Origin of the sequence: Nonomuraea sp. NPDC049637, from assembly GCF_040675235.1 — a bacterium.
Classification (GTDB): Bacteria; Actinomycetota; Actinomycetes; order Streptosporangiales; family Streptosporangiaceae; genus Nonomuraea.
This window is the reverse complement of sequence record NZ_JBFAOM010000064.1, coordinates 36,358-44,481: the sequence shown is the minus strand read 5'-3', so window position 1 is coordinate 44,481 and position 8,124 is coordinate 36,358. Positions and strand designations below refer to the sequence as shown.

The 8,124-nt window shown below is 71.4% G+C and carries 10 protein-coding genes; 3 read left to right on the top strand and 7 right to left on the bottom strand.

The genetic code is table 11. The features are described 5' to 3' along the window. Window positions 1-333: GMC oxidoreductase (locus AB0J71_RS45590; RefSeq protein WP_364420440.1), on the top strand; the 333-nt coding region annotated here is incomplete at its 5' end. Between the two features lie 5 nt (window positions 334-338). Here the strand turns inward: AB0J71_RS45590 and AB0J71_RS45585 are convergent. Further along, entirely contained in the window at window positions 339-1,127 is a 789-nt protein-coding gene (locus AB0J71_RS45585) for an ABC transporter permease (RefSeq protein ID WP_364420438.1), read from the bottom strand. Beyond that, window positions 1,124-2,062: an ATP-binding cassette domain-containing protein gene (locus tag AB0J71_RS45580; RefSeq protein WP_352321420.1), complete on the bottom strand. Its 939-nt coding sequence runs from the start codon at window positions 2,060-2,062 to the stop codon at window positions 1,124-1,126. Before AB0J71_RS45580 ends, AB0J71_RS45585 begins: the two co-directional genes overlap by 4 nt. A gap of 80 nt (window positions 2,063-2,142) precedes the next feature. Between AB0J71_RS45580 and AB0J71_RS45575 the strand changes: the two genes are divergently transcribed. After that, window positions 2,143-2,910 carry a TetR/AcrR family transcriptional regulator gene (locus tag AB0J71_RS45575; protein ID WP_352321418.1) on the top strand — a complete coding sequence of 256 codons (768 nt, stop codon included), beginning with the start codon at window positions 2,143-2,145 and terminating at the stop codon, window positions 2,908-2,910. Here AB0J71_RS45575 and AB0J71_RS45570 read toward each other — a convergent pair. After that, the gene (locus AB0J71_RS45570) at window positions 2,899-3,351 is read right to left on the bottom strand and encodes a MarR family winged helix-turn-helix transcriptional regulator (protein ID WP_352321416.1); all 453 of its coding nucleotides are present in this window, start codon (window positions 3,349-3,351) and stop codon (window positions 2,899-2,901) included. The two genes, AB0J71_RS45575 and AB0J71_RS45570, sit on opposite strands and share 12 nt — an antisense overlap. Before the next feature lie 74 nt (window positions 3,352-3,425). Between AB0J71_RS45570 and AB0J71_RS45565 the strand changes: the two genes are divergently transcribed. After that, on the top strand, window positions 3,426-3,827 hold the full coding sequence (locus tag AB0J71_RS45565; RefSeq protein ID WP_364420436.1) for a hemerythrin domain-containing protein: 402 nt from the start codon (window positions 3,426-3,428) through the stop codon (window positions 3,825-3,827). Here AB0J71_RS45565 and AB0J71_RS45560 read toward each other — a convergent pair. From AB0J71_RS45560 to AB0J71_RS45545, 4 genes are read right to left on the bottom strand one after another with little or no spacing between them, the layout of a single operon-like run. Further along, complete coding sequence (locus AB0J71_RS45560; protein ID WP_352321413.1) at window positions 3,824-4,402, bottom strand: ATP/GTP-binding protein; 579 nt, start codon at window positions 4,400-4,402, stop codon at window positions 3,824-3,826. The genes AB0J71_RS45565 and AB0J71_RS45560 overlap by 4 nt on opposite strands. Then, window positions 4,383-4,745 (bottom strand): DUF742 domain-containing protein, encoded by a 363-nt coding sequence (locus tag AB0J71_RS45555; RefSeq protein WP_125631446.1) that lies wholly within the window; start codon window positions 4,743-4,745, stop codon window positions 4,383-4,385. Before AB0J71_RS45555 ends, AB0J71_RS45560 begins: the two co-directional genes overlap by 20 nt. A 26-nt stretch (window positions 4,746-4,771) precedes the next feature. Then, window positions 4,772-5,194, bottom strand: a complete 423-nt coding sequence (locus AB0J71_RS45550; RefSeq protein ID WP_185844483.1) for a roadblock/LC7 domain-containing protein — start codon at window positions 5,192-5,194, stop codon at window positions 4,772-4,774. Window positions 5,195-5,215: 21 nt separating this feature from the next. Further along, window positions 5,216-8,032, bottom strand: coding sequence for a nitrate- and nitrite sensing domain-containing protein (locus tag AB0J71_RS45545; protein WP_364420434.1), 2,817 nt, complete (start codon window positions 8,030-8,032; stop codon window positions 5,216-5,218). Window positions 8,033-8,124 lie beyond the last annotated feature (92 nt).

Below are 8,124 nucleotides of genomic sequence, written 5' to 3'. Positions count from 1 at the left end.
TGGGCCGGCCTGGACGGCGGCGAGATCTCCCCCGGCCCGGATGTCCGGACCGACGAGGAGATCCTGGCCTGGGTGGCCAAGGACGGCGAGACCGCCCTCCACCCGTCGTGCACCTGCAAGATGGGCGTGGACGACCTGGCCGTGGTGGACCCCGGCACCATGCGCGTGCACGGCCTGGACGGCCTGCGCGTCGTGGACGCCTCGGCCATGCCGTACGTCACCAACGGCAACATCTACGCCCCGGTCATGATGCTCGCCGAGAAGTCCGCCGACCTGATCCTCGGCAACACCCCCCTCGCCCCCGACACCACGGCCTTCCACCGCCACGCCTGAGCGGGCTAACGGTCCAGGCGCTGGTACAGGCGGACGGACAGGACGAAGAACACGACGGTGATCGCCACCGGCCACAACACCGCCATCGTCACGGCGTGCTGGGCCACCCACGAGTCGCCGCCCCAGCCCGGGTTGCCGAACAGCTGCCTGGTGGCGGCGACCGTGGAGGACAGCGGGTTCCACTCCGAGATCGCGCCCAGCCAGCCGGGCATGGTGCCGGGCGCGACGAAGGCGTTGGACAGGAAGCCGATCGGGAACTCCAGGGTTTGGATCGCGACCACCGCGCCCGGCTCGCGGGTGAGCAGGCCGAGGTAGATGCCCGCCCACAGCAGGGCGAAGCGCAGGAGCAGCAGCAGGCCGATCGCGCCAAGCGCGCCCCCGGCGGAGGCCGGCCGCCAGCCCACCGCCAGGCCGCACAACAACAGCCCGCCCAGGATCAGGACCGAGTTGAGCAGGTCGGCCACCGCCCGCCCGGTCAGCACGGCCGAGGGCGCCATGGGCATCGACCGGAAACGGTCGGTGACGCCCTTGGACACGTCGGACGAGACGGCCACCATGGTGGAGCTCAGGCCGAAGAGCATCGTCATGCCGTACATGCCGGGCATGAGGAAGGCGAAGTAGTCGGCCCCGGCGGGCACCTCGACCGCGCCGCCGAACAGGTAGCCGAAGGCCAGGGTGATCACCACGGGGAAGAGCACCCCGAAGACCAGCGTCATGGGCTGGTTGGCCCAGTGGATCAGGTCGCGGCGGGCGACGGTCCAGCCGTCGGCCAGCGCCCATCTGAGTGCGGTCATCGATCGCCTCCCACGGTCGTCAGGTTCAGGAAGACCTCGTCGAGGGTCGGCCGGCGCAGCGCGACGTCGGCGGCCTCGATGCCGGCCGCCGCCAGCGCGGGCAGGACCCGGGTGAGCGCGCTCACCCGGTCGCCCACCGGGGCGCTGACGTGCCGGGTGTCCCGGTCGATCTCGGCGGGGCCCGCGGAGGCCCCCGAGAGGATCGCTGCCGCCTCGTCGAGCCGCGCCGGGTCGTTGATCACCACGTCGAGCCGGTCGCCGCCGAGCTTGGACTTCAGCTCCTCCGGCGTGCCCTCGGCCACCAGCCGGCCCGAGTCGATCACCGCGACGCGGTCGGCGAGCTGGTCGGCCTCCTCCAGGTACTGCGTGGTCAGCAGCACGGTCGTGCCGCCCGCGACCAGCTCGCGCACCGCGTTCCAGATCCCGGCGCGGCTGCGCGGGTCGAGGCCGGTGGTGGGCTCGTCGAGGAAGAGCACGGGCGGCGCGAGGATCATGCTCGCGGCCAGGTCGAGCCGGCGGCGCAGGCCGCCGGACAGCTCCTTGGCCGGGCCGTCGTGCCCGGTCAGGCCGAAGCGCTCCAGCAGCTCGGCGGCCCTGGCGCGGGCGGCCGGCGCGCTCAGGTGGTGGAGGCGGCCGAACAGCTCCAGGTTCTGCCGGCCGGTCAGGATCTCGTCCACGGCCGTCTGCTGGCCGACCAGGCCGATGGCGGCGCGCACCCGGCGGGGCTGGGCCGTCACGTCGAAGCCGGCCACCTCCGCCCGGCCGGCCGAGGGGCGCAGCAGCGTGGTGAGGATGCGGACGGCGGTGGTCTTCCCGGCGCCGTTGGGCCCGAGCAGGCCGTAGACGGTGCCCGCGGGCACGTCGAGATCGACGCCGTCGAGCGCCGTCTTCGAGCCGTAGGTCTTGCGCAGGCCCTGGGCGAGCACTGCGGACATGGCCACCTCCCTATCGAATCGTACGGCGTACCGTACAGCATACGCTCGACGCACGCAACCGTACGGTGTACCGTACGAGGGTGACTGTTGAGTACCCGGGCAAGGGCGACCCGGCCCGCAGCCTCGCGCTGCTGTGGCGGACGAGCGAACGGGCCAGCCGCAAGGGCAAGCCGGAGCTGAGCGTCGAGCGCATCGTCCGCGCCGCCATCGACGTGGCCGACGCCGAGGGGCTGGCGGCGCTGTCCATGCGCCGGGTGGCCGAGAAGCTGGGCGTGGGCACGATGTCGCTCTACACGTACGTGCCCGGCAAACCCGAGCTGCTCGACGTCATGCTCGACACCGTCTACGGCGAGACCGCCCGCCCCGAGGACGTGCCGGGCGGCTGGCGGGCCCGGCTGGAGCTGATCGCCCGCGAGAACTTCGCCCTCTACCTGCGCCACCCATGGCTGCTGCAGGTGGCGGCGAGCCGCCCGGTCCTCGGCCCCAACGTCACCGCCAAGTACGACTACGAGCTGCGCGCCATCGACGGCATCGGCCTGACCGACCTGGAGATGGACTCGGTGATCACGCTGGTCACCGGCTTCGTGCACGGCACCGCGCGGGGCGCGGTGGAGGCGGCCCAGGCCGAGAGCCAGACCGGCATGACGGACGTGCAGTGGTGGGCCGCGCACGCGCCCTTCCTCAGCCGGATCTCCGACCCGGCCATGTTCCCCACGGCCTCGCGCGTCGGCCAGGCGGCCGGGGAGGCGCTGCAGGCCGCCTACAGCCCCGAGCACGCCTTCGAGTTCGGCCTCCAGCGTGTGCTCGACGGCGTCGAGGTGCTGGTGGACAGCCGGTCAGCGGGCTGACAACGCCTGCTCGTAGGCCAGCAGGGTGCGCACGAACGTCTGCCGCTCCTGCGGCGTCAGCGGGTCGAGCGCGGCCCGCCAGGCCGTGGCGCCGTAGCCGAGCCATTCGGTGATCGCCTCCTGGTGGGCCGGGGCGATGCTGACGATCGTGCGGCGGCGGTCGGCGTCGTCCTCGCGGCGTTCCAGCACGCCCTTCCTGCTCAGCTCGCCCACCATCAGGCTCACGGTGGCCGGCGCCACCTCCAGGCGCCCGGCCAGCTCGTTGACCGTGGTCGGGCCGTCGAACAGCAGGTAGGCCAGCATCGACAGGTGCCGGGGGGCCAGCGACAAGGACCGCAGCGCCTCGGGCACCTTGAGCCGCTTGGCCCGGCCCACCATGCGCGGCATCAGGAGCAGCAGCGTCCTGATGCCTTCGTCCACGCTCAAGCCGTCGGTTGACATCGCCAATACCTTGCTGTCTAAATTAGCTTTGTTCACAAAGCTAATTTGTCGTCGTCTGAGCAAAGGATAGTGACATGGACGAGCGGGTGCGGGCCTTCGGCGACGAGCTGGTCAAGGTGCACGACTGGTTCAGGGGCGAGCTGGCGAAGCTGCGCGCGGGCGGGGCCGTCACCGACGACCTGCGGGCCCACTGCCTGACCTTCTGCGACGCGCTGAGCTTCCACCACTCCGGCGAGGACCGGGTGGCGTTCCCGTTCCTGGAGGGCACGCGCCCGGAGCTGAAGGAGGCGCTCGACCGGCTGCGCCGCGAGCACGAGGTGATCGCGGCACTGGTCGAGGAGCTGCGGGCGGCGAGCGACCCGGCGGCGATCGAACGCGTCGCCGCCGAGCTGGAGAGCCACTTCGACGTCGAGGAGCGGGCGCTGGTGCCCGTGCTCAACTCGCTGGAGAGCGTCCCGTGGGCGGTCGGCGGCTAGCGGACGGGCGCCGCGCGCAGCCGTACGACGTGCTCGACCAGCGAGATCAGCGTCGTCTTGACCGACTCGCGGTTGCGCGCGTCGGTACGCACGATCGGCACGTGCGAGCCCAGCGCGAGCGCCTCGCGCACCTCGTCGTCGGTGTGCGGGAACTGCCCGTCCCAGCCGTTGATGCCCACCACGAACGGCAGCTTGGCCTCTTCGAAGTAGTCGATGGCGGGGAAGCTGTCGGCCAGGCGGCGGGTGTCGAGCAGCACGACCGCGCCGATGGCGCCGCGGACGAGGTCGTCCCACATGAACCAGAACCGGTGCTGTCCGGGCGTGCCGAACAGGTACAGGATCAGGTCGCGGTCGAGCGAGAGCCGGCCGAAGTCCATGGCGACGGTGGTGGTCTGCTTGTTCGGTGTCAACCCGAGGTCGTCGATGCCCGCGGACGCGTCGGTCATCACCGCTTCCGTGGTGAGCGGGAGGATCTCGGACACCGCCCCCACGAACGTCGTCTTGCCGACGCCGAACCCACCAGCGACGACGATCTTCGTCGAAGTGAGCCCGGGGCTAGAGCCTGCGAAGTCCACTGAGCACCCTTTCGAGCATGTTGAGGTCTGGCTGTCCCTGGCTGAGGCGTGGCTGGTGCAGGCGGACGAGACCTTCGTCTGACATGTCCGCCACTAGCACTCTCGCCACGCCCAGCGGGACGCGGAGCAGGGCCGAGATCTCGGCGACCGACCGGAACGTCCTGCAGAGCTGCATGATGGCCTCCTGCTCGGGGGTGAGCATGGCCATCTCGTCGTCCGGGATCGACATCGACGAGATCAGCGTCTCCATCGCGAGGTGATACCGCGGCTCGGAACGGCCGCCGGTCACCGCGTAAGGACGGAACAGGGGCTCGTCGTCCCCGGTCCCGTCACTGCCGTACACGGCCCTCTCCCATCAGTTCCATCACATCACCGGGTCCTGGCGGCCTGGAGTTCGGCGCGCAGGGCCGGCGTGAGCGCCTGTCCCGCTCTGTCTACCAGCAGCGTCATCTGGTACGCCACCAGCCCCATGTCACAATCAGGACCCGCCAGCACCGTGAGCACGGAGCCGTCGCTGATCGCCATGACCAGGAGCAGCCCGCGCTGCATCTCGACGACCGTCTGCGACACCGCGCCGCCCTCGAACACCCTGGACGCGCCCACCGTCAGGCTCAGCAGACCGGCGGAGACCGCCGCGAGCTGGTCGGCCCGGTCCGGCGGGAAACCCTCGGAGGCGGCCAGGCACAGGCCGTCCGCCGAGACGACGACGGCGTGCGCGACCCCCGGGGTGTTGCGCACGAAGTCGGTGATCAGCCAGTCGAAGCGGTGCGCTTCATGGCTCAGCGTTGTCACGCATCCTCCCCAGCGGGACGCTTACTCACTCTGTTCCTCCTGTCCACGTACTTCCTGGCGGCCCCGTCGCACACCCTTCTGGTAACTGGCCATGCGGCTGCGCATCCGGTCGGCTGAGACCGGTGGCGCCGGCGGCGGCGACTGCTGAGCCTGCTGCTGAGCGGGCTGGCTGGCCGTGCCGGGGACCAGATTGGCCTTGGGGGTGCGCTTGGGGAGCCCCGCGGCGGTCACGCCGCCGAGGCTGGGCTCGCTGGCTTTGGCCGCCGCACGCCAACCGGCGTCCGCGGCCGTCTGCCACGCTTCCTCCCCAGAGGGTACGGCTTGCGCGGGCCTCGCCTCACCGCCGTTCTCGCCGGACGAGGGCGCCTCGGGCGCCGACTCCCCCGGCGGCCTGCGGAACCACGCGGACTCCACCGACGCGAAGATCGGCAGAAACTCCTCCTGCTCCGGCTCCATCGGCGAGACGTCCACCGAGGGCGTCGGATCGGGACGACGCACGTCGTTCGTCCCGTAGTTGGTCGCGTACGGCGGCGGCGTCGGGAACGTCCCGCCGCTCGCCGGGTACGACGGGAACGAGCCGTTGCCCGACGACAACGACGGGTAGGCCCCGGAGTCGAACGAGGACGGCTGCCGCCGGTAGGAACCGCCGTCGGTGTCGGCCGTGAAGCCGTTGACCGGACCGCCCGGGTCGGAGTTGAACGCCCCGAGCCCGTGCCGGGGCGCGGGCGGCGGCGGGTTGTCGAAGGACGGCGGCCCGGAGGGAGCGCTGTTGAAGGCTCCCGAGGGCGCCGAAGGCCCGGTGCCGAACCTGGCCGGGTCGCCCGGAGCCGGCCTGGCCCCGTTCGCCTCGACCGAGTCGAAGCTGCCGAACGACCGGAACGAGCCGTTCGGCGTGGGCGGCGGCACCGTCCCGCCGCCGAACGCCGGGCGCTGCGGCAGCGGCTGCTGCATGTTGTCGGCGATCAGCGTGGGCGGCAGCAGCACCATGGCGATCAGGCCGGTGCCCTCGCCCTTGCGCAGCTGCACCCGGATGCCGTGGCGCAGCGCCAGCCGGCCGACCACGAACAGGCCCATGCGGCGGGAGACCGACACGTCCACGACCGGCGGCTCGGCCAGGCGGCGGTTGGCCTCGGCCAGCTCCTCCTCGGTCATGCTGATGCCGGAGTCGCTCACCGACAGCAGCGCGCCGCCGCCCTCGATGAGGCTGCTGGAGACCAGGACCTGGGAGTTGCTCGGGGAGAACTGGATCGCGTTCTCGACCAGCTCGGCCACCAGGTGGACAAGGTCGTTGGCGGCGCTGCCCTGCACGGACGTGGCCCGGTGGACCTTGACCTGGACGCGCTCGTAGCCCTCGACCTCCGACAGCGCGGCGCGCACGACGTCGACCAGCTTGGCCGGCTGGCTGCGCCGGCGGGTGGCCTCGTGGCCGGCGAGGACCAGCAGGTTCTCCGAGTTGCGGCGCATGCGGGTGGCCAGGTGGTCGAGCTTGAACAGGTCGGCCAGCCGGCCGCCGTCCTGCTCGCCCTTCTCCAGGCCGTCGATCAGCGAGATCTGCCGCTCGACCAGCGTCTGGGTGCGGCGCGAGAGGTTGACGAACATCGAGCTGATGTTGCTGCGGAGCTCGGCCTCCTCGCCGGCCAGGCGCACGGCCTGGCGGTGGACCTGGTCGAAGGCCCGCGCGACCTCGCCGATCTCGTCCTGGCCCTCGACCTCGATCGGGCGCACCTCGGTGCTGGCCTCGCCCGAGACGCGGAGCTGGCGGACCACGTCGGGGAGCCGGAAACCGGCGATCTCCAGGGCCTCCGTGCGCAGCCGGCGCAGCGGGCCGACCATCGAACGGGCGATGGCCACGGTGAGCAGCAGCACGATCAGCAGCAGCGCCAGGATCAGCACACCGGCGATGATGGCGTTGCGGATCTCGGACTCGCGCAGCTCCTGGCTGCGCAGGTTCACCTTGTCGGCGAGGTCCTTCTCGATCTCGTGCAGGACGCCGATCGCGACCTTGTTGTCGTTGAACCACTGCTCGCGGGCGTTGGACCGGGAGGAGATCAGGTTGTCGGCGATCCGCACGCCCGGGGCCCGGCCGCTGGCCAGGGTGACCGCGCGGGCCTTGGTGAGCTGGACGTTGACGTACTCGTTCTTGCCGGTCAGCAGCTTGGACAGCTGCAGGCCGATCTCGACGCCGGCCTCGGCGCCCACGGTGGCGATGTCGCTCTGCTCGCGGGCGTTGGAGGCGATGAACCGCTCGACCTCCTTGGCGTCGACGCGCTCGACGTTGTAGGAGTTCTTCAGCAGCTGCACGCGCTGGCGGGACATCTCCTCCTTGGCCTGCGCGAGCGCGCTCAGGGCGCGGAAGTGGCCGATGATCTGGGAGTCGTCCGACAGCAGCGCGAGCTCGTCGTGCAGCTTGAGCAGGGTGTCGGTCAGGAAGTCGTACCGGATGGTGTCGGCCTGGCCCTCGGCGCGGATCTTGGACAGCCGGTTGAGGTCGTACTTGGCCTGGCCGGCGGCCTTGACGACGCGATCGCCGTAGGACCCGTCCATGGTGTCGAGGTCGGCGCGGACGCTGGTGACCAGCTTGTCGACCGCGGCCTTGTACTCGGCGAGTTCGCCGGCCTTCGACTTGCGCAGCTTGGGATAGGCGCCGATCCAGCCCCCCGTGTCACGCTCCAGGCCGAGTGCCTGCACCAGGTCGCGGATCCGGCCGGCCTGCTCGGCCGCGGTGGCCGTGCGGTCGTAGTCGCCGATGCTCTGGACCGAGCCGACCACGCGCGCTCCCCCGAGCACGACGCCGGCGATGGTGGGCACGAGGATGAGCGCCGTCAGACGCCATCTCACGCGCCAGTTCCGCAGGCCGAGGCGAGGCAGCGACCGCTTCCCGCGGTCCCGCCTCGCGGCATGGCCGCTGTCGGAGTTCCCCGTGATCACTG